Annotated in this window: 23 protein-coding genes and 3 tRNA genes; 21 read left to right on the forward strand and 5 right to left on the reverse strand. The window is 40.8% G+C overall.

The features are described 5' to 3' along the window. Window positions 1-136 precede the first annotated feature (136 nt). Window positions 137-637, reverse strand: coding sequence for a TrpY family transcription regulator (trpY, locus tag PWP39_RS01120; protein WP_014835443.1), 501 nt, complete (start codon window positions 635-637; stop codon window positions 137-139). A 160-nt stretch (window positions 638-797) separates the two neighbouring features. Between trpY and psmA the strand changes: the two genes are divergently transcribed. The 20 genes from psmA (at window position 798) to truD (ending at window position 17,670) form a co-directional block, all read left to right on the forward strand. Continuing rightward, window positions 798-1,580 carry an archaeal proteasome endopeptidase complex subunit alpha gene (gene psmA / locus PWP39_RS01125; protein WP_288072031.1) on the forward strand — a complete coding sequence of 261 codons (783 nt, stop codon included), beginning with the start codon at window positions 798-800 and terminating at the stop codon, window positions 1,578-1,580. A gap of 33 nt (window positions 1,581-1,613) precedes the next feature. Then, window positions 1,614-2,324, forward strand: coding sequence for a ribosome assembly factor SBDS (locus PWP39_RS01130; RefSeq protein WP_011012716.1), 711 nt, complete (start codon window positions 1,614-1,616; stop codon window positions 2,322-2,324). Beyond that, on the forward strand, window positions 2,321-3,115 hold the full coding sequence (gene rrp4 / locus PWP39_RS01135) for an exosome complex RNA-binding protein Rrp4 (RefSeq protein WP_011012715.1): 795 nt from the start codon (window positions 2,321-2,323) through the stop codon (window positions 3,113-3,115). Before PWP39_RS01130 ends, rrp4 begins: the two co-directional genes overlap by 4 nt. After that, the gene (gene rrp41 / locus PWP39_RS01140) at window positions 3,090-3,842 is read left to right on the forward strand and encodes an exosome complex exonuclease Rrp41 (RefSeq protein ID WP_288072032.1); all 753 of its coding nucleotides are present in this window, start codon (window positions 3,090-3,092) and stop codon (window positions 3,840-3,842) included. Before rrp4 ends, rrp41 begins: the two co-directional genes overlap by 26 nt. After that, a complete protein-coding gene (gene rrp42, locus PWP39_RS01145; protein ID WP_014835442.1) occupies window positions 3,832-4,665 on the forward strand; it encodes an exosome complex protein Rrp42 in 834 nt (277 codons plus the stop codon). Before rrp41 ends, rrp42 begins: the two co-directional genes overlap by 11 nt. A 49-nt stretch (window positions 4,666-4,714) precedes the next feature. Continuing rightward, window positions 4,715-4,791 (forward strand) — tRNA-Thr (locus tag PWP39_RS01150). A gap of 2 nt (window positions 4,792-4,793) precedes the next feature. After that, window positions 4,794-4,871: transfer RNA gene (locus PWP39_RS01155), tRNA-Pro, on the forward strand. A 22-nt stretch (window positions 4,872-4,893) separates the two neighbouring features. Further along, window positions 4,894-5,514, forward strand: coding sequence for a hypothetical protein (locus PWP39_RS01160; protein WP_014835441.1), 621 nt, complete (start codon window positions 4,894-4,896; stop codon window positions 5,512-5,514). A gap of 49 nt (window positions 5,515-5,563) precedes the next feature. After that, a tRNA-Thr gene (locus tag PWP39_RS01165) sits at window positions 5,564-5,640 on the forward strand. A 103-nt stretch (window positions 5,641-5,743) separates the two neighbouring features. After that, window positions 5,744-5,992 carry a DNA-directed RNA polymerase subunit H gene (locus PWP39_RS01170; RefSeq protein WP_011012711.1) on the forward strand — a complete coding sequence of 83 codons (249 nt, stop codon included), beginning with the start codon at window positions 5,744-5,746 and terminating at the stop codon, window positions 5,990-5,992. A 20-nt stretch (window positions 5,993-6,012) separates the two neighbouring features. Then, window positions 6,013-9,366, forward strand: coding sequence for a DNA-directed RNA polymerase subunit B (locus PWP39_RS01175; protein ID WP_011012710.1), 3,354 nt, complete (start codon window positions 6,013-6,015; stop codon window positions 9,364-9,366). Between the two features lie 3 nt (window positions 9,367-9,369). Continuing rightward, the gene (locus tag PWP39_RS01180; RefSeq protein WP_288072036.1) at window positions 9,370-12,102 is read left to right on the forward strand and encodes a DNA-directed RNA polymerase subunit A'; all 2,733 of its coding nucleotides are present in this window, start codon (window positions 9,370-9,372) and stop codon (window positions 12,100-12,102) included. Between the two features lie 10 nt (window positions 12,103-12,112). Then, window positions 12,113-13,306, forward strand: coding sequence for a DNA-directed RNA polymerase subunit A'' (gene rpoA2, locus PWP39_RS01185; protein WP_011012708.1), 1,194 nt, complete (start codon window positions 12,113-12,115; stop codon window positions 13,304-13,306). 3 nt (window positions 13,307-13,309) lie between these two features. Continuing rightward, on the forward strand, window positions 13,310-13,609 hold the full coding sequence (locus PWP39_RS01190; protein WP_011012707.1) for a 50S ribosomal protein L30e: 300 nt from the start codon (window positions 13,310-13,312) through the stop codon (window positions 13,607-13,609). An 8-nt stretch (window positions 13,610-13,617) separates the two neighbouring features. Further along, a complete protein-coding gene (locus tag PWP39_RS01195) occupies window positions 13,618-14,055 on the forward strand; it encodes a NusA-like transcription termination signal-binding factor (protein WP_011012706.1) in 438 nt (145 codons plus the stop codon). A 10-nt stretch (window positions 14,056-14,065) separates the two neighbouring features. Next, window positions 14,066-14,509 (forward strand): 30S ribosomal protein S12, encoded by a 444-nt coding sequence (locus tag PWP39_RS01200; RefSeq protein WP_288072039.1) that lies wholly within the window; start codon window positions 14,066-14,068, stop codon window positions 14,507-14,509. A gap of 6 nt (window positions 14,510-14,515) precedes the next feature. Then, entirely contained in the window at window positions 14,516-15,163 is a 648-nt protein-coding gene (gene rpsG, locus PWP39_RS01205) for a 30S ribosomal protein S7 (protein ID WP_011012705.1), read from the forward strand. A 67-nt stretch (window positions 15,164-15,230) separates the two neighbouring features. Further along, entirely contained in the window at window positions 15,231-16,064 is an 834-nt protein-coding gene (locus tag PWP39_RS01210) for a universal stress protein (RefSeq protein ID WP_011012704.1), read from the forward strand. Window positions 16,065-16,076: 12 nt separating this feature from the next. After that, window positions 16,077-16,436 (forward strand): peptidyl-tRNA hydrolase Pth2, encoded by a 360-nt coding sequence (gene pth2 / locus PWP39_RS01215; protein ID WP_011012703.1) that lies wholly within the window; start codon window positions 16,077-16,079, stop codon window positions 16,434-16,436. 10 nt (window positions 16,437-16,446) lie between these two features. After that, window positions 16,447-17,670, forward strand: coding sequence for a tRNA pseudouridine(13) synthase TruD (gene truD / locus PWP39_RS01220; RefSeq protein ID WP_288072042.1), 1,224 nt, complete (start codon window positions 16,447-16,449; stop codon window positions 17,668-17,670). Here the strand turns inward: truD and PWP39_RS01225 are convergent. From PWP39_RS01225 to PWP39_RS01235, 3 genes are read right to left on the reverse strand one after another with little or no spacing between them, the layout of a single operon-like run. After that, window positions 17,667-17,918, reverse strand: coding sequence for a hypothetical protein (locus tag PWP39_RS01225; protein ID WP_011012701.1), 252 nt, complete (start codon window positions 17,916-17,918; stop codon window positions 17,667-17,669). The two genes, truD and PWP39_RS01225, sit on opposite strands and share 4 nt — an antisense overlap. Window positions 17,919-17,924: 6 nt before the next feature. After that, the gene (locus PWP39_RS01230) at window positions 17,925-18,860 is read right to left on the reverse strand and encodes a tRNA (cytosine(49)-C(5))-methyltransferase (protein ID WP_288072045.1); all 936 of its coding nucleotides are present in this window, start codon (window positions 18,858-18,860) and stop codon (window positions 17,925-17,927) included. Between the two features lie 13 nt (window positions 18,861-18,873). Next, window positions 18,874-19,302 carry an archease gene (locus PWP39_RS01235; protein ID WP_011012699.1) on the reverse strand — a complete coding sequence of 143 codons (429 nt, stop codon included), beginning with the start codon at window positions 19,300-19,302 and terminating at the stop codon, window positions 18,874-18,876. Window positions 19,303-19,353: 51 nt separating this feature from the next. Between PWP39_RS01235 and PWP39_RS01240 the strand changes: the two genes are divergently transcribed. Beyond that, entirely contained in the window at window positions 19,354-20,628 is a 1,275-nt protein-coding gene (locus PWP39_RS01240) for a TIGR00375 family protein (protein WP_011012698.1), read from the forward strand. Here PWP39_RS01240 and PWP39_RS01245 read toward each other — a convergent pair. Beyond that, window positions 20,625-21,137, reverse strand: coding sequence for a metallophosphoesterase (locus PWP39_RS01245; RefSeq protein WP_011012697.1), 513 nt, complete (start codon window positions 21,135-21,137; stop codon window positions 20,625-20,627). The genes PWP39_RS01240 and PWP39_RS01245 overlap by 4 nt on opposite strands. Window positions 21,138-21,144: the final 7 nt, after the last annotated feature.

A 21,144-nucleotide genomic window follows, 5' to 3' on the forward strand; every position in this document is an offset into this window, starting at 1 on the left:
TATAGAATGCTCTCAGCCTTCATTTCTCTCCCTTCTTTTTCTGAAAAATTATCAGAAACTTAAACCTAACGCCCTACCGCTTATCCTAACAGTATCGTATGGGTAAAAACTAAAATCTCAAAGAATGCTCAAAGAATCAATAGATCGATATTCTCTTTACGCCTTCTAATTTTGATAGTTCGTTAATTAAATCTCCTGGGATGGGTTTTTCAGTAATTATTGTAAGTGTTGCCTCTGGATAAAGTTCAGGATCTTCGGCAACAACCTGTACAATGTTTATCTCTCTTTCTGCTATCTTTTGAGCGATTTTAGCCAGAATTCCAATAGCTCTAGGTTCAGGTTCTATTTCTATGACACCATATCCCACGTGCTTTCCTACATATTTCATATGTACTGTAGGTTCAAGGTTCATGTAGATATCTCTAAGTTCTGGTGTTTTGAGTATCATTGCTACGGTCTCTTTAACAACTCTCCTGTCAACGTTTAATGCTTTTGCTATTTTAGTATAGGGAACTTCAATTTCACCAGCTTTAATTTTCATGTCCTCTGAGACTCTTAGCCCATACCTCAGCAAGGTTTTTGCTATTAACTTTCTAACTGGATATTCATCAAAATAATGTTCAATCTTCCCCCACATGAGCCTCCCTCCAACAAAGTTCAACATTATACTTTTAGGTACATTATTATTAAAAATGTTTCCATGTCATCAAATATACCTTTGGGTAGAGATATAAACCTTTGCTTCCACGGAAGGTATATAAACACTCCACGATAAAGCTAACTTGGAGGTGAACGGAATGGCATTTGTTCCACCTCAGGCTGGGTACGACAGAGCAATTACAGTTTTTAGTCCAGATGGAAGATTATTCCAAGTAAATTATGCAAGGGAAGCAGTAAAAAGAGGAGCTACAGCTGTGGGAGTTAAGTGTGGCGAGGGTGTTGTCTTAGCTGTTGAGAAAAGGATAACGAGCAGGTTAATTGAACCTGACAGTTATGAGAAGATCTTTCAAATTGATGATCACATCGCTGCAGCTTCAAGTGGTATTATAGCCGATGCGAGAGTTCTAGTTAACAGAGCAAGATTAGAAGCTCAAATTTATAGACTAACATATGGTGAACCAGCACCAGTTTCAGTTATAGTCAAAAAAATCTGTGACCTTAAGCAGATGCATACTCAGTATGGAGGCGTAAGGCCATTTGGAGCAGCGTTTTTAATGGCGGGTATAAATGACAGACCAGAGCTTTATGAGACAGATCCAAGTGGTGCATATTTTGCTTGGAAAGCTGTAGCTATAGGAAGTGGAAGGAACACAGCAATGGCAATTTTCGAAGAAAAATATAGAGATGACATGAATTTAGAAGATGCAATAAAGCTGGCTTTGATGGCACTGGCAAAGACAATGGAAAATCCTAGTGCAGATAATATAGAAGTGGCTGTAATAACTGTAAAGGACAAAAAGTTTAGAAAACTTACTAGGGATGAAATAGAAAAGTACCTGTCGGAAGTGCTAAAAGAAGTTGAAGAGGAAGAAGTCAAGGAAAAGGAAGAGGATTATTCGGAGCTGGATAGCAACTACTGACTTTTCTCTAATTTTTATTTGGAGGTGGTGGGAATGCCAATTAGTGTTGATAAGGCTGTGATCGCAAGATTAAAAATTCATGGAGAAGTTTTTGAAATATTGGTCGATCCTTATCTTGCTAGAGACTTTAGAGAAGGTAAGGATGTTCCAATAGAAGAAATTTTAGCAACTCCATATGTGTTTAAGGATGCTCACAAGGGCGATAAAGCTAGTGAGCATGAAATGGAGAAAATTTTTGGAACAAGTGATCCTTATGAAGTAGCTAAGATAATTTTAAGAAAAGGGGAAATCCAGCTCACTGCTCAACAGAGAAGAGAGATGCTTGAGGAAAAGAAGAGGCAAATAGCTACTATAATTCATAGAAATGCAGTAGATCCAAGAACTGGATATCCACATCCAGTAGAGAGAATTCTTAGGGCTATGGAAGAAGTGGGAGTGAGAGTGGATATATTCAAAGATGCGGAAGCCCAAGTTCAAGATGTTATAAAAGCAATTCGACAAGTTCTCCCGCTTAGAATTGAGACAAAGGTAATAGCAGTTAAGATCCCAGGGGAGTACGTGGGTAAAGCCTATGGTGAAGTAAGAAAGTTTGGAACAATTAAGAAGGAGGAGTGGGGCAGTGATGGTTCTTGGATGTTCTTAATTGAAATCCCAGGTGGAGTTGAGGAGGAGTTTTACGAGAAGCTAAATGCCCTTACAAAGAGCAGTGCTCAAACTAAACTAATAGAGAGGAAGGGGTTATGAGGAGAATTTTTGTTCAAAATAGAGAATTAGTAGTACCTGGAACGCTATTGGCCCAAGGGCCTTATAAAAATGGGAGAGGAACTTTCAAAGAAGGTTCAAGGATATACTCAACGGTAATAGGACTTGTAGACATAAAGGGAAACACAATCAGAGTTATCCCCTTAGAGGGGCCCTATATACCTGAAGTTGGGGATAATGTACTTGGGAAAATTGTCGACGTTAAATTCTCAAGCTGGACCGTTGACATAGGTTCTCCCTATTCTGCAACTTTGAAAATTCAGGACTATACAGATGAAAAAATAGACCTCCTGAGGACAGATCTAAGGAAATTCTTTGATATAGGGGATATTATTTACGCCAAGGTAAAGGGAATTAATGAGGTCAATAACATAGAGCTAACGACAAAGGGCATGCCATTTAATGGGGGGCCTCTTAGGGGAGGACAAATAATCAAGATTACATCATCAAAGGTTCCAAGAGTAATAGGAAAGGGAGGATCAATGATTAATATGATCAAAAAGCTAACTCAGAGCAGAATTATAGTTGGCCAAAACGGCTGGATTTGGATAAGTAGTAAAAATCCTGAGCTAGAGAAGCTCGCCATAGAGGCAATACTCAAGATAGAGCGAGAAAGCCACACAAGAGGGTTGACTGATAGAATAAAAAATATGCTTCTTTCAAAATTGCAAGAATTAAAGGAACGGGGAGTTATAGAAGAAATTCCCTCCCTAGAGGAGGAAACACAGGAAGAAACGGTGATGGAAAATGATGTTGAAGCCAGAGGGCCTTAAACTAATTGATGAGAATGGTAGAAGGCTTGATGGTAGAAAAAAGTATGAGTTCAGGCCTATTAAAATGAAAGTCGGTGTCTTAAAGAATGCAAATGGGTCTGCATACATTGAGTGGGGAAAAAATAAGATAATTGCCGCTGTTTATGGGCCTAGAGAAATTCATCCGAAGCATCTTCAAAGACCTGATAGGGCCATACTAAGAGTTAGATACAATATGGCTCCTTTTAGCGTAGAAGAAAGGAAAAAGCCAGGTCCGGACAGAAGAAGTATTGAGATAAGCAAGGTAATCAGAGGAGCTCTTGAACCTGCATTAATTCTTGAAATGTTTCCAAGAACTGCAATCGATGTGTTTATAGAAGTTCTTCAGGCTGATGCTGGAACTAGAGTTGCAGGAATAACTGCAGCATCTCTTGCACTCGCTGATGCGGGGATACCAATGAGAGATCTCGTTGCAGCGTGTAGTGCTGGAAAAATTGAGGGAGAAATAGTGCTTGATCTAAATAAGGAAGAAGATAACTACGGTGAGGCAGATGTACCAGTAGCTATTATGCCTATAAAGAATGACATAACCCTTCTTCAGATGGACGGTTATCTAACAAAGGAAGAGTTCATAGAAGCAGTAAAATTAGCAATAAAGGGAGCAAAGGCTGTTTATCAAAAACAGAGGGAAGCTCTTAAAGAAAAATACCTTAAAATAGCCCAGGAGGTTGAGGGAAGTGAGCAATGACGAGATTGTTGCTGGAATAATGAGGGATTATATTCTAAATCTCCTTAAAGAGAAAAAAAGAATTGATGATAGAGGATTTGAAGATTATAGGCCTATAGAAGTTGAAGTTGGAGTAATAGAGAAGGCAGAAGGATCCGCACTTGTGAAACTTGGAAATACTCAAGTTTTAGTTGGGATAAAGGCAACGCTCGGAGAGCCTTTCCCAGATACCCCAAACATGGGTGTCATGACAACTAACGTGGAGCTAGTACCTCTTGCCTCTCCAACATTTGAGCCTGGGCCTCCTGATGAAAGGGCAATTGAACTTGCAAGAGTTATTGACAGAGGGATAAGGGAAAGCAGAGCATTGAATTTGGAGAAAATGGTTATAGCTCCGGGCAAGATTGTGAGAGTCGTCTTTATCGATGTCCATGTCCTAGACCACGACGGCAACCTTATGGATGCCATTGGAATCGGAGCTATAGCTGCTTTGTTAAATGCAAGAGTTCCAAAAGTTTTGTATAATGAAGAAACTGGAGAAGTTGAGATCCTTGAGGAGAAAGAGCCCTTGCCTGTAGAAAAAATACCAATTCCAGTGACCTTTGCTAAGATTGGAAACTACTTGGTTGTTGATCCAACTTTAGAGGAAGAGCAGATTATGGATGGCAGACTTACAATAACCACTGACGAAACAGGCCACATATCTGCAGTCCAAAAAAGCGAGGGAGGAGCCTTTAAATTAGAGGAAGTTATGTATGCTGTTGAAACAGCTTTCAAAAAGGCCGAAGAGATCAGAAAAATAATATTAAATGCTCTAGAGAAGGCAAATAACTCTGAGGAATAAATGGAAATATTTATAAACTTAACTTCTTCCTTTCATTTCGACCTTTAGAGCCCGGGTAGCCTAGCCTGGTGGGGCGGGGGACTTGTAATCCCCAGGTCGCGGGTTCAAATCCCGCCCCGGGCTCCAATGGGGCCGTAGGGTAGCTTGGCCCATCCTGCGGGCTTTGGGAGCCCGTGACCCGGGTTCAAATCCCGGCGGCCCCACCAAAAGTAATTTCGGGTGTTATCTATGTACTTTGATCATTTTCCAACATTTGGGGGATATATATTTAGCATGGTCCTCTACTATACATTGATTCCTGCAGTTCTTCTAGTAACTCTAAGAATTAAGTGGAATTACATAGTAAGGAGGTACTGGAGATCTGTTCTAAAAGCATTTATAATAGCGATTTTCATATCCTCATTAATAACCTCCCTCCTTCAGTTTAAGCTGACAAATGATTACCTTTACGTATACTCTTTGACAAGAACAGGGGTCTGTTTAACATCTTCCTGCCTAATCTCTGAAATGGAAAGAAATAGAGATTACCATTTTAATATAACAGCAATAAAATCGTACGGAATGCCAAGAGCTGGACTTATGATGGCATTTAGATTAGTTGATAGAAAATACAACCCCTCAAAGGGTAGATTTGAAAGCGTGAATTCGGTAGTTATCATAAGATCCCTAGCCCCTATTCCCGCCGTTGAAGTTTGGGACTATAAAGTTGATCCTAAGGATTCCCATAGAATTATAGGTTTGAGGAAATTCTACATATACTATCCATATAGCCCAGCAACTTTCTTAACTAAGGCCTATGACTTTGAGTTCACAATGTTCTTGTGGGGTATGAGGGGAGGAGCTGCTTAACTTGACCGAAAATCTTATATATCCTCTCGAGCGAGAAAACTCCGACAATGCCCCGGTGGCTCAGCCTGGTAGAGCGGCCGCTTGGTAAGCGGCAGGTCCCGGGTTCAAAGCCCGGCCGGGGCTCCATGTTTTTAATAATGTTTATTAAGGTTGAGTAAAGCTTATATACTAGAGACTAAAGGGCTGGTGTAGATGACATTTGTAAAAACTTTTTGGGGGGCAATTCTCCGTGGCGGGGAAAAAGGAATTTAGCATATTTGATCATGTGTTAGTACCTGAACATAGAGTACTTAGTGAAGAGGAAAAGAAAGCATTGCTAGAAAAGTACAAAATTACCTTAGCTCAATTACCTCAAATCAAAGCTAGCGATCCTGCTGTAAAAGCTTTGGGAGCTAAGCCGGGAGATGTTATCGAAATTAAAAGGAAAAGTCCAACTGCGGGTGTCTACTACTACTATAGGGTTGTTGTTGAAGACTAAAGTTCTGAAGGGGTGAGAAAATGAGAGGTCCGACTGTTGTAGATGTTACTCCCGACGATCTTTGGATTGTAATGGAGAGCTATTGGCAAGAGAAAGGGCTTGTGAGACAGCATCTTGACTCATACAATGCCTTTATTGAGAGAGGACTTCAAGAGGTGGTAAATGAGTTTGGTGGAATAAAGCCGGATATTCCAGACTTTGAAGTAAAGTTCGGTAAGATTAGAGTAGGAGAACCCGAGTTTCAAGAACCTCATGGTCAAAGAAAGCCCCTTTATCCAATGGATGCAAGAATAAGAAACCTAACCTACGCCGCACCACTCTACCTAGAAATGATTCCAGTTATAAAAGGAGTTGAGCAAGATCCAGTAGAGGTTAGAATTGGAGAACTTCCAATAATGCTAAAATCTAAAGTTTGTAGGCTGTACGGACTTAGCGATGAAGAATTAATAAAGCTTGGAGAGGATCCCAAGGATCCAGGTGGTTACTTCATAATCAACGGTTCTGAAAGAGTTATAGTCTCTATTGAAGACATAGCTCCCAATAGGACTTTGGTAGAGAAGGACGAAAGGCAAGAAAAGTACATAGCAAAGGTCTTTTCTTATAGACATGGGTATAGGGCTTTAGTTGCTGTTGAGAGAAGAAAGGATGGAATTCTTTACGTTGATATACCTAACGTACCTAAGCCTGTTAAATTCGTTTATGTGATGAGAGCTCTTGGGCTGGAGAGAGATAAGGATATCGTTGAGGCAGTAGGTAATGATCCAGAAGTTCAACAAATTATGTTTGATAACCTTGAGGATGCCAGCGATATAACTACCCAACAAGAGGCTCTTGAATTCATAGGTAAGCTTGTAGCTCCTGGGCAGGCCAGAGAATACAGACTTAAGAGGGCAGAATATGTAATTGATAACAACTTGTTGCCTCACATGGGTGTTTCTCCAGAGGATAGAATAAAGAAGGCTTACTACCTGGGAATGATGGCTCTTAAGGTCATCGAGCTCTCCCTCGGAAGAAGACCTGAAGATGACAAAGATCATTATGCAAATAAGAGGCTAAGGCTGGCTGGAGATCTTCTAAAGGACTTGTTCCGTGTAGCATTTTCTCAACTTGTTAAAGACATACAATATCAAATGACCAAGACATACCAAAGAAAAGGGGACAAATATACTTTTGGAAACATCCATAGATTTATTAGGAACTCCATAAGGCCAGACGTTCTCACCGAGAGAATTGAACATGCTCTTGCAACTGGAGCTTGGCCTGGTGGGAGAACGGGTGTCAGTCAGTTGCTAGATAGAACTAACTACATGTCTACATTATCCCACCTTAGAAGAGTCACGTCTCCACTAGACAGAGAACAGCCCCACTTCGAGGCTAGAGACCTTCACGGAACTCACTGGGGAAGAATTTGTCCAACGGAGACTCCTGAAGGTCCAAACTGTGGTCTTGTGAAGAATTTAGCATTGATGGCTCAAATAACAACAGCCGTTCCTGAAGAGGAGATTAGGGAGTACTTAATGTCTTTGGGAATAGTTCCAATTGAAGTTAGAAGACCAGATCCAACATTGTGGAGAGTTTACCTTAATGGTGTCCTCATCGGAACAATAGAGGATGGAAAAGCTTTAGTTCAGAGAATTAGGCAAGACAGAAGAAGTGGAAAGATCAGCGATGTTATCAATGTGGCATACTATGAGGACGTTAAAGAAGTCTACGTTAACAGCGACGATGGTAGGGTTAGAAGGCCTCTAATCATTGTTGAAAATGGCGTTCCTAAACTAACTAAAGAGCATGTTCAAGCAGTTAAAGAAGGAAGGCTCAAGTGGAGTGACTTAATTAAAATGGGAATTATCGAATACCTTGACGCAGAAGAGGAGGAAAACGCATATGTTGCAATGTGGCCCTGGGAAGTTACTGAAGAGCACACTCACTTAGAATTAATGCCTGCAGCCATTCTTGGCCTACCGGCTTCCCTTGTTCCCTATCCTGAACACAACGCAGCTCCAAGAAACACGTATGGAGCAGGTATGGCCAAGCAGAGCCTTGGACTTGGATGGGCAAACTTTAGAATTAGGGTAGATACTAGAGGTCACTTACTTCATTATCCACAGATTCCACTGGTGAACTCAAGAATAATGAAAGCAGTAGGATATGAGGATAGGCCTGCTGGTCAGAACTTCGTGGTTGCAGTCTTGGCTTACCAAGGTTATAACATGGAGGATGCTATCATAATAAACAAGGCCTCCATAGAGAGAGGACTCGCCAGATCAACTTTCTTCAGAACGTATGAAGCTGAGGAGAAGAAATACCTTGGAGGTCAGACTGACAAGTTTGAAATTCCGGATCCTACTGTAAGAGGTTACAGAGGAGAAAAGTACTATAGAAACCTTGATGAAGATGGTCTCATATTCCCAGAATCAAAAGTCGAGGGGAAGGACGTTTTAGTAGGAAGAACTTCTCCACCAAGGTTCCTTGAAGAGAGAGGTCTTGGAACTGTGTCTCTTCAGGAGAGAAGAGAGACTAGTGTGGCTGTAAGGCCGAGTGAGAAGGGAGTTGTTGATAAAGTAATAATAACCGAGACGGGAGATGGAACTAAGTTAGTTAAGGTTACTGTGAGAGACTTGAGAATCCCAGAACTCGGAGACAAATTCGCTTCAAGACATGGGCAGAAAGGTGTCATTGGACTTATTGTGCCCCAGGAGGACATGCCTTGGACCGAGAGTGGAATTGTACCCGATCTCATAGTTAATCCACACGGTATACCATCAAGAATGACCGTGGGTCAGCTAATTGAAGCTATAGGTGGTAAGGTTGCTTCACTTAAGGGAAGGAGAGTTGATGGAACAGCATTTATCGGAGAACCAGAAGAGAAGCTAAGAAAAGAGCTAGAAGAGCTTGGATTCAAGCATACGGGTAGAGAAATAATGTATGATGGTATAACAGGGAAGAGATTAGAGGCTGATATATTCATTGGTGTGATCTACTATCAGAGGCTCCACCACATGGTTGCAGATAAGATACATGCACGTTCAAGAGGTCCTGTCCAAGTTCTAACTAAGCAACCGACGGAAGGTAGAGCAAGAGAGGGTGGTCTAAGATTTGGAGAAATGGAGAGAGACGTTCTTGTTGGCCATGGAGCTGCCATGTTACTAATAGAGCGTTTACTTGAGGAGAGCGATAAGACTGAAGTATGGGTATGTGAGAACTGTGGACACATAGCACTAGAGGACAAGAGAAGAAGAAGAGTCTACTGTCCTGTTTGTGGAGAAGAAGAAAGAATTAGCAAAGTAGAGATGAGCTACGCGTTCAAATTGTTGCTTGATGAGTTGAAGGCCATGGTTATTAGACCTAAGTTAAACCTCTCAGAGAGGGTGTGAACCATGCAATCCATGAAAAAAGTTATTGGAAGTATTGAGTTTAGCATCCTCTCTCCTCAAGAAATTAGAAAAATGAGTGCTGTGGAAGTCACAGTACCAGATACTTACGATGACGATGGTTATCCAATAGAAGGCGGAGTAATGGACAAAAGAATGGGGGTAATAGACCCAGGACTTAGATGTGAAACGTGTGGAGGAAGGGCAGGAGAATGTCCAGGACACTTTGGTCACATTGAACTTGCTCGTCCTGTTATTCACGTAGGATTTGCAAAGACGATCTATAGAATCTTGGAAAGTACATGTAGAGAATGTGGAAGAATAAAACTCACAGATGAGGAAATCGAAGAGTACATGAAGAAAATTGAACTAGCGAGAAATAGAAGAAGTGAATTTAATGAAATTATTAAAGAGATTCACAAAAAGGCAAAAGAGAGAATGGTATGTCCTCACTGTGGAGCTCCTCAGTATCCTATAAAATTCGAAAAACCAACAATCTACTGGGAAATTAGAAAAGATGAGCAAGGAAATGAATATAGGCACAGATTGATGCCAACTGAAGTTAGAGATTGGTTAGAAAAAATACCTGACAAGGATTTACCCCTCCTGGGACTTGACCCAGAAAAATCAAGACCAGAGTGGATGGTTCTCACAGTTTTGCCTGTTCCCCCAGTAACTGCTAGACCTTCTATAACTTTGGAGACCGGTATAAGAGCTGAAGATGACTTAACTCATAAACTTGTTAACATAATAAGGATAAATAACAGGCTAAAGCAGAATATAGAAGCTGGAGCTCCTCAGTTGATTATTGAGGATCTCTGGGATCTCTTGCAGTATCACGTTACAACTTACATTAACAATGAAGCTCCAGGAGTTCCTCCTGCCAAGCACAAGAGTGGTAGGCCATTAAAAACTCTAGCTCAGAGACTTAAAGGAAAAGAAGGTAGATTTAGAGGAAACCTGAGCGGTAAGAGAGTCAACTTCTCAGCTAGAACAGTTATCAGTCCAGACCCAATGATAAGCATAAACGAAGTTGGAGTGCCAGTTGAAGTCGCAATGGAATTAACAGTTCCAGAAAAGGTCACTGAATTTAATATTGAGAGACTAAGGAAAATGGTCCTTAATGGCCCAGACAAATATCCCGGAGCTAACTACGTGATAGACCCCGAGGGTAGAAGAAGGAGAATCATGGATAGCAACAAGGAAACTCTCGCCAATCAACTGGACATAGGATGGACAGTTGAGAGGCATCTAATGGATGGAGATATAGTGCTGTTTAACAGACAGCCATCATTACACAGAATGAGCATTATGGCTCACAGAGTAAGGGTCATGCCCTACAGAACATTCCGTCTCAACTTGGCTGTATGTCCACCATACAATGCTGATTTTGATGGAGATGAGATGAATCTGCACGTTCCACAAACGGAGGAAGCTCAAGCTGAGGCTAGGATTCTAATGGAAGTTCAAAACCACATAATCTCTCCAAGATATGGTGGTCCAATAATTGGTGGAATTCAAGATCACATCTCTGGAGGCTATCTGTTAACTAGGGAGGGCGCATACTTCACGAGAGACGAAGTTGAGCAAATGTTGATGTTCGCTGGTGTAGATATAACAGAACTCCCAGAACCCGATAAGTATGACGAGAATGGAAATCCACTGTGGAGTGGGAAGACAATATTCTCTCTCTTACTTCCAGAAGACCTGACAGTGTGGTATAGGAATAAGCTGTGTGACGAGCCCGAGCGTTGTGAAGCTCTTGAGAAGCTGATAGAAGAGAAGTTAATGCCAGATCCGGAGGAAGTAAGAAAGCTTGCTTACGATGGATTCGTGTACATTCAGAATGGAAAGCTCTTAAGTGGAGCTATTGACAAGAAGGCCTATGGTAGAGAGGATGGAATTATCCTTGACTTGATTGTGAGAGAATATGGCGTAGAGAGAGCCAGACAATTCCTTGATCAAGTTACAAAGCTAACAATATGGGTAATTACCCACAAAGGATTTACAACGGGCATAGATGACGAAGACCTTCCAGAAGAAGCTAGGGATAGAATAAGAGAGATAATCAGAGAAGCCGAAGAAAGGGTTAACAAGCTTATAGAGGCATATAAGAGAGGTGAGCTGGAACCTCTCCCAGGAAAGAGCCTTGAAGATACCCTGGAGAGCTTGATAATGGCAGTTCTTGCCGAGGCTAGAGATAATGCAGGTGCCGTTGCAGAGAAGTACCTGGGTATGGACAACCATACTGTAATAATGGCAAAGACTGGAGCTAGAGGTAAAATCCTGAACATTACCCAGATGGCTGCTCTGCTCGGTCAACAGTCAATTAGAGGAAAGAGACTCTATAGAGGATTCAGAGGTAGAGTGCTAAGTCACTTTAAGCCCGGGGATCTTGGGGCAAGAGCGAAAGGTTTCGTTGTAAACTCTTACAAGAGCGGTTTAACACCTCAAGAGTACTTCTTCCACGCAATGGGTGGTAGAGAGGGTCTCGTAGATACCGCAGTTAGAACAGCCCAGAGCGGTTACATGCAGAGAAGACTAATTAACGCTCTACAAGACCTAAAGGTTGAGTATGATGGTACAGTTAGAAGTCCAGAAGGAATCATTGTTCAGTTCAAGTACGGTGAGGATGGAGTTGATCCAATGAAGAGTTGGAGAGGCAAGACAGTTGATGTAGATAGAATTATTGTGAGGACTCTCTTAAAGATGAGAGGAAATAACAAGGCGAAGGTGTGAGGTGGTTTCTATGGTCTCTCTTTCTACTATTAAATCTTTAATTGAAAAGAAGGGAGCAAATCTTCCTGAAAATGTGAAATCTGAACTTTATGAGAAGCTTAAGAAGTATAACGAGAAGTACAAATTAACGAAGGCTGAAATTGAGGCAATCATTGATGATGTTGTAAAAGAATATGAAAGGGCATTAGTTGAACCTGGGGAGCCAGTTGGTACTGTTGCTGCCCAGTCTATTGGAGAACCTTCAACCCAGATGACTCTCAACACTTTCCACTATGCAGGTGTTGCTGAAATTAACGTTACTTTAGGTTTGCCAAGAATTATAGAAATCGTGGATGCTAGGAAAAATCCATCAACCCCCATGATGACTGTATACTTAGATGAGGAACACAGATATGACAGGGCAAAGGCCGAGGAAGTGGCTAGAAGAATTGAAGGAACAACTTTAGAAAATCTTGCCAGATCAACAACTTTGGACTTAATAAACTTTGAATTTATAGTTGAAATTGATCCTGAGAGGCTCGAGAGAAGTGGACTTACTATGGAAAAAGTAGTCAAAAAGCTAGAAAGTTCATTCAAGAGCGCTGAGTTTGAGGTTGATGGGTATACCCTAATTGTAAGGCCAAAGAAGGCAGATAAGATTTCTGACCTCAGAAGATTTGCCGAAAAGATTAAAAAGCACCGTCTTAAGGGTCTCTCGGGCGTCGGTAAAACAATAGTGAGGAAAGAGGGAGACGAGTACGTAATATACACTGAAGGCTCCAACTTTAAGCAAGTCTTAAAAGTCCCGGGTGTAGATCCGACAAGAACTAGGACAAATAACATACACGAAATTGCAGAGGTGCTTGGAATAGAGGCCGCAAGAAATGCAATAATTGATGAAATAGTGAGTACAATGCAGGAACAAGGTCTAGAAGTAGATATAAGGCACATCATGCTCGTTGCAGACATGATGACTTTAGATGGGATAGTGAGGCCAATTGGTAGACATGGAGTTGTTGGAGAGAAGAGTAGTGTACTTGCAAGAGCTGCCTTCGAGATTACTGTCCAGCACTTATTTGAGGCTGCTGAAAAAGGTGAAGTTGACAACTTAAACGGTGTAATTGAAAACGTCTTAATCGGGCAGCCCGTTCCAGTGGGAACGGGCATGGTTAAGTTAACTATGAAACTACCACTAAGACCACAGAAAGAAAAGGAGGAGGTGTGATAGATGGATTTAGCATTTGAGCTTAGAAAAGCTATGGAAACTGGAAAAGTTGTCCTCGGTTCTAATGAAACAATTAGGTTAGCAAAGACTGGAGGAGCAAAGCTAATTATAGTGGCAAAGAATGCTCCCAAGGAAATAAAGGATGACATCTACTACTACGCAAAGCTCAGTGACATCCCAGTTTATGAGTTTGAAGGAACAAGTGTTGAACTTGGAACCCTTTTAGGAAAGCCATTTGTGGTGGCATCCCTTGCAATTGTTGACCCAGGAGAAAGCAAGATTCTAGCAATAGCCAAGAGGTGAGTTGAGAAATGCCACTAAAATTAACGACTGACCAAATAAAGTACATAGCTCTTTTCGAGAGCTTTACGGGAGCTACAGTGCTGGATTGTTTAATTGATCAAGAGAGGAATAAGCTAATTTATGTCATAAAGAAGGGGGAAATGGGTTTAGCCTTAGGAAGAGGGGGAATAAACGTAAGAAGGATAGAGGGATTAATTGGAAAGGAAATCGATTTAGTTGAACATTCAGAGAACCCAGAGGAATTCATAAAGAACATCTACAGAACAATGGGCGTAAAGGTTAAAAAAGTCCATATAACTGAAAAGAGAGACGGTAAGAAAGTTGCCCTCCTTGATGTTAACCCACGTGATAAGCCGAGAGCAATCGGAAGAGGGGGACGTAACATTAATATTGTTAAACAGTTAATGGAAAGACACCATGGGATTGAAGATGTAATAATAATTTGAGGGTGAGATCATGCCTGGTAAGAAAGCTCCAAATGGTGAATTTGCTGGTAGAAAACTCAAGCTCAAGAGAAAGAAGTTTAGGTGGAGCGATATCAGATACAAGAGAAGAGTCCTCAGGCTAAAGGAAAAGGGCGATCCACTTGAAGGTGCTCCTCAGGCTAGAGGAATTGTACTAGAGAAGATTGCAGTTGAGGCAAAGCAGCCGAACTCTGGAATGAGAAAGGCTGTAAGAGTGCAGCTAATCAAGAACGGTAAAGTAGTAACAGCATTCTGTCCTGGTGATGGTGCAATTAAGTTCATAGACGAACACGACGAGGTTATTATTGAGGGTATCGGTGGTCCAAAGGGTGGTTCAATGGGTGACATCCCAGGAATTAGATACAAGGTAGTCAAAGTCAACAGAGTTTCCCTAAAGGAATTAGTGAAGGGTAGAAAAGAAAAGCCCAGGAGGTGAAGAGGTATGGCAAAGCCACTAAACGAGAGATTCTTTATTCCTCATGAAATAAAAGTCATGGGAAGATGGTCAACAGAGGACGTTGAGGTTAGAGATCCCTCTCTTAAGCCCTACATAAACCTTGAGCCAAGACTTCTCCCCCACACCCATGGAAGACATGCGAAGAAGCACTTTGGGAAGGCCAATGTTCACATTGTCGAGAGGTTAATAAACAAGATAATGAGAAGTGGTGGAAGCCACTACAAGGTGGCAGGACACTTCATGAGAAGAGAGCACAGATCCCTCAACAGCAAAAAGGTTAAGGCTTATGAAGTCGTTAAAGAGGCCTTTAAGATAATCGAGCAAAGAACAGGGAAGAATCCAATTCAAGTTCTAGTATGGGCAATTGAAAATGCTGCGCCGAGAGAAGATACTACAAGCGTAATGTTCGGTGGTATAAGATACCACGTTGCAGTAGATATCTCTCCAATGAGAAGGCTAGATGTTGCACTTAGAAACATAGCCCTCGGAGCTTCAGCAAAGTGTTATAGAAACAAGATGAGCTTTGCTGAAGCTTTAGCAGAGGAAATAATTCTTGCAGCTAACAAGGATCCAAAGAGCTACGCATACAGTAAGAAGCTTGAAATCGAGAGAATTGCCGAATCTTCACGTTAGCTCTTCTCTTGTCTTTTCCACATAAAATTCTTATACCTTCTCCCCTTAAGTATAATTGGGGATGTAAATGAAGATACTCTATCCAACAGATTTTTCTGAAGTTTCTCAAAAGGCATTAACCGAATGTGTTCCGAGCATTATTTTAGGAATTGGAGAGGGTAGTGAGTTAATATTGCTTCATGTAGTTGACATAACGGCCTCAGAGATCGGAGCTCTTGAATTAGCTGAAGTAGATAAAGAAGAGTTGAACAATTTGGCTAGTCAGCTTAGAGAGAAGGGTATTAAGGTAAAACCAATCGTGAGAATTGGTATTCCCTCTTTAGAAATTTCAGAAGTGGCAAAGGAGGAAAACGTGGATCTTATTATAATCCCCTCAAAGGGAGAGAACATATTAAGGCAGATGCTTTTGGGTAGTACTGCTTCAAACTTAGCGAGAATAACTCACAAACCAGTTTTACTCCTTAGATATGAGGTTGAAAACGGGGAAATTAAATCTCTCCAAGACTGTTCTAGAATATTCGAGAAGCCACTAGTAGCTTTAGACCTCTCTAAATGCTCAGAAAAAATTATTGAAACTATTAAAGATCTTCCAGGTGTTAGGGAGGCTGTTCTCTTCCACGTTGTTGATTATGGAAAGGTTGAGGAGTTAGAAAATAACATCAAAAACGCTAAGGAAAAGCTATCTAAATATGGCAAACTTTTACCATGGAAAACAAAAATAGAAGTGCAGGCTGGAATAGCCTCTAAAGGAATAATAGGTGCGGCCATAGATAATAATGTTACACTTGTTGTTATTGGGAAGAAGGGAAGAAGTGTACTAAAGGATCTACTTCTTGGAAGCACTGCTGAAAGAGTAATTAGAGATTGCAAATTGCCTACCCTCTTAATTCCATGTGAATGAGAGGTGATTTTTGTGGGATTTAGATACAAACAAGTCATCGTAGCTAGGAGTGATCTTAAACTAAGTAAAGGGAAGCTGGCAGTTCAAGTGGCTCATGGTGCCGTTACTGCGGCCTTTGAGGCATACAAAAAGAAGAGAGAGTGGTTCGAAGCATGGTTCAGGGAGGGGCAGAAAAAAGTTGTTGTCAAGGCCCAAAACGAGGAAGAGTTATTTAAACTGAAAAGTGAAGCCGAAAAGCTAGGTCTTCCTACAGCTTTAATAAGAGATGCAGGGCTAACTGAAATTCCTCCAGGAACAATAACAGTTTTAGCCATAGGGCCTGGGCCAGAGGAAGTTGTAGATAAGGTGACAGGACATTTAAAACTTCTATAGGTAGAAGAGTATGAGTGATCCTGTTGGAGGGCTGAAGTACTTGACAACTTCTCCTGGGATAGGTGGGAAAATTAAGGTATATCCCGAAGATTTCATAGTTAAAGAGGTTATTCCAAAGTCCATTTTTAAAGCTGGGAAATGCAAAATATATATTTTAAAGAAGAAAAATTGGGAAACCATGGCCGCAATAAAGGAGATTGCAAAACGAGTAGGAGTTCATTATTCGGAAATTGGCTTTGCAGGAACCAAAGATCGACATGCTGTGACTTACCAGTATATTAGCATTTGTAGAGATGTTAACTTGGAAGAGGTGAAAATTAGAGATATTGAGCTCAAGTTCGTTGGATATGGAAGACCTCTAAAGCTTGGCTTTCTCCTGGGGAACTTCTTTAAGATTAGGGTTAGAGAATCCAATCCCTCACTGTTGCCAAGTGTAATTGAAGAAGCCAAAGAAAAGGGAGGCTTTCCAAATTATTTTGGCATACAAAGGTTTGGTGAAAAGAGGAGTGTAAATCATGTTGTTGGCAAGCTACTTCTCTTGGGAAAATATGAAGAGGCTGCGGAAGTATTTTTGGGATTCCCAGGAGAAGGAATGGAAGGAGATGAAGCTAGAAGAAAATTTCTGGAGACTAAGGATGTTGATCTTGCTCTTAGGGAGTTTCCAAACTTCTTGAGATATGAGAGAGCAATGCTCTACAGATACAAAGAAACAGGTAGCTGGAAGAAAGCATTTTTAGTTCTTCCTCGACCGATACTGAGGATATTTATTCACTCCTTCCAGTCCTATCTCTTTAACCTTTATCTTTCTAGGAGAATTGAAGAGGGACTTCCTTTAAATAAAGCTCTCCCAGGTGATATAGTTATTCAAGTAAAGAAAGGCATACCCTTGAGAAAGAGAACGTATAGAGTCACCGAGAATAACGTTGATTTTGTTAATAGAAAAATTAAAGAAGGTGAGGCGATGGTTTCTGGCCCTATTTTTGGCTATATGTACAGAAAAGGAAAGGGAATTCCTGGAAGATTGGAGGAAGAGATTTTAGAAGAAGCGGGAGTCAAACTTGAATACTTTAAGAAGCTTCCAAAACCAATGAGGGAGCCTGGGGGAAGAAGGGAATTACTGATAAGGCCAATGAAATTTGCATACAAAGTTGAGGATAGGGATGTTATCTTTAGGTTTTTCCTTCCTAAAGGAGTTTACGCAACAAGCGTTTTAAGGGAGATAATGAAAAACTAATCCAGTTCTATTCCCTTAACCTTGTCACTCACATAACCCTCCAGGATCTCAACTTTTACCTCTCTTTTCTCTCCTGTCAAATCGGCCATTAAACTTACAGCTCTCTGGTAATCCCAAAGTCTTCTTTTTGCTTCCTCTGTAACCTTGTATGCCATGACAATTATTTCTTTTTCCATGCTTTTACTTGCCATTTCTATTACTTTTTGAGCGTCAAGTTCAGTGAATACACCCTTCTTCTTTACAAGCATAATCATTCACCTAGGTTTTCTTATCTTTGCAATATAAAACGCTTCCGTATCATTATCTTGGGGATGTATTCTAAGGGTCTTCTTAAGTTCATCAGAATACTTTTTGCCCTCCCACTCCAACACCGGTTCAGTTGATTTTAATGGGAGGTTAATCTTCTCAAGTTTTGCGTCAGTTTTCTGGAGCAAGAAATCCACCACTTCCTCGTTTTCTAGAGGATCCACTGTACATGTGGAGTACACTAAGACTCCCCCCGGCTTTAGAGCTTTGTATGCCGCAAGTATTAGTCTCTTTTGGAGCTTTGAGTGATAGTAAACTTTCCCCATGCTCCAAGTTCGTGCAAACTTGAAGTTCTTCTTTATCATCCCAACGGAGGAGCATGGAGCATCTAATAAGATTTTATCAAATGTGTTTTCATATCTTCTAAAGTATGCTCCATCTTTGACAGTCACTTTTGCAATTAGAACTCCAGCCTTATTGAGGTTTGATATCAGTATGTTTGCCCTGTCTCTTTTTGCATCATTTGCAATTATACAACCTTCATTGTTCATGTACTGGGCTATCTGGGTTGTTTTGCTCCCAGGTGCTGCAGCCATATCTAGAACTAATTCTCCAGGTTGTGGATCTAGGACGACGGGAGGTATCATTGAACTTGCTTCCTGGGGAATTATAAGGCCCAGCGAGTATTCAATTAGCTCTCCGAAGTTTACTTCATATCTCTTTATGAAGAACCCCTCTCCTTTAGTCCATGGTATTGGTTCTAGTTCAAACTTCTCTTCTAGTAAGCTTTTAATCTCGTTTAGATGGCCTTTCAACGTGTTTATCCTTATACTAGGGCGGAGGGGTTTATACAGATACTTCCAAAAGTCTTCGCTTTCGTCAAGTTTTGAGTATCTCTCCACTAATTTTTCGTTTATTTTTCTGAATTCTTCTAAATACTCCACTTTTACACCTCCATCATATGTCTGGAACTAGCTGAGCCATCCATCTTCCATCTGGTAGTCTCTCTATTTTCATGTCGTGATATGTTATTGCCTTGACTTCTTCCTTTGGCTCGTGTTTCTCTGGATCAAATTTTTCTCCGTAGGCCTTTCCCCTTAATATATATTTTCCGTCTTTCTGCTCTATTTTTACTTTAAAGTCTCCAAAAACAAGTCCCTCTATGTCGTGGAGGTATAATAGTTCCTCTAAAAATGAATATAGCAAGCTTTCTAAATCCTCTCCCTCTACTTCAATATCTATTTCCACTTTTTTCTCAATCTTTCTAACATTTACAATTACATCAAAGAGAGCTAATGCCACAGCTTCGAAAGCCTCCTCAAGTGTGTCTCCATAGCCCCTAATTCCTATATCAGCCGTATGTTCATAGTGTTCCCACTGTCTCATTTTTCATCCCCCTAAGTTAAAATTATAAACTGACTTTAATGATTTCTCTCCATGATAGTTGATGGAGATCTTCACATTCATTCTCACTATTCTAAAGCAGTTTCCAAGCTCATGACCTTCCCAATAATTGCTGAAAATGCAAAACTTAAGGGTCTCAACTTAGTAGGGACGGGGGATAGTCTAAACCCTCACTGGGAAAAGGAGTTATTAAAACACTCAAAGCCTATTGATGATGGTACTTTTGAAGTTAACGGGGTTAAGTTCATACTAACCTGTGAGGTTGAGGATAAAAGAAGAGTTCACCATCTTCTTATATTCCCAACATTGTCCCAGGTGAGAGAGTTTAGGGAGAAAGTAAAGATATACTCCACAAATATTGAGAGTGAGGGTAGGCCTAACTTAAATTTAACAGCCGAAGAAATTGCTGAAATGGCAAATGAGTTAGATATTTTAATAGGCCCCGCTCATGCCTTCACACCTTGGACAAGCTTGTATAAGGAATATGATTCGTTGAAAGATGCATATGGAGATGCGAAAATAGATTTTCTGGAGTTAGGACTTTCAGCGGATAGTGACATGGCTGACATGATAAAGGCTCACCATTCAATTCCATACTTGAGCAATTCCGATGCTCATTCCCCGAACCCCCATAGATTGGGAAGGGAGTTTAACAGATTTGAAGTTAAAGATGTGACTTTTGAGGAAATTAGAAAAGCAATAAAGGGGGTAGGTGGGAGAAAGATCATGTTAAATGCTGGTTTAGATCCAAGGCTTGGGAAATATCATTTAACTGCCTGCAGTAGGTGTTATACAAAATACACACTTCAAGATGCGGTTTCCCTCAGTTGGAAGTGTCCCAAGTGTGGAGGAATTATCAAAAAGGGGGTAAGAGACAGAATTCTTGAGTTGGCAGATACGAGTGAAAAACCAAAAGATAGGCCTCCATATGTTAGGTTAGCTCCTTTGGCTGAGATTATAGCTATGGTACTTGGGAAGGGAATTGAAAGTAAGGCTGTTAAGCTTCTATGGAATAGATTCCTTAGGGAATTTGGAAGTGAAATAAGAGTGCTGATAGATTTGCCAATAGAATCAATAGCTAGTGTTCATGAAGGAGTTGCGAAGGCGATATGGGCATATAGGAATAACAAACTCATTATAGTCCCAGGAGGGGGAGGTAAGTACGGAGAGATAAGGATCCCAGAAGAAATTCTAAAGGCTAAAATTGAAGATTTGAATAGTATTGAGATATCGGGAGGAGAAGCCGAGTTGCCGAAACCTAAGCAGAGGACCCTGCTTCAATATATTAAAAATAAAGAGGTAAATTAAATGCTCATTATCCCTAAGATTTCTCTGTTTTCTAGGTTTATAATCTTAATTTCTCTTTCCCTTGTGTTGAGAATTGCAAAGCTTTTAATTCCTGTTATATACCCACAAACTTCCCCTGGGTTTACAATCAGAGTTCTTCCAACTTCTTGAATTCCATATTTGTGAGTATGGCCCCTAATTACAATATCGTACATTTGACTTCTTGCGAAAGCCTCTACAACCCTTTCGTCAGTTCCGTGCAAGAGTACTACTTTTAGCCCGTCTATGTCAAGGGTTAGTATTTCATCTTTTATTCCAAGCTTCTCTTCAAGCATTTTTCTTTCTCCATCGTTGTTTCCAAAAACTCCTTTCAAAGGTGCACTTAGTTTCGATAGTTCTCTTGCCACAAATGGGGCTACATAATCTCCTGCATGCAAAACTAAATCAACCCCCTCTTCATTGAAGTACTCCACGGCAAGCTTTATTGCTTCCAAATTGTCGTGAGTATCACTCATTATTCCGACTTTCATTTTTCCT

It is taken from the genome of Pyrococcus sp. (assembly GCF_030153625.1).
Classification (GTDB): Archaea; Methanobacteriota_B; Thermococci; order Thermococcales; family Thermococcaceae; genus Pyrococcus; species Pyrococcus furiosus.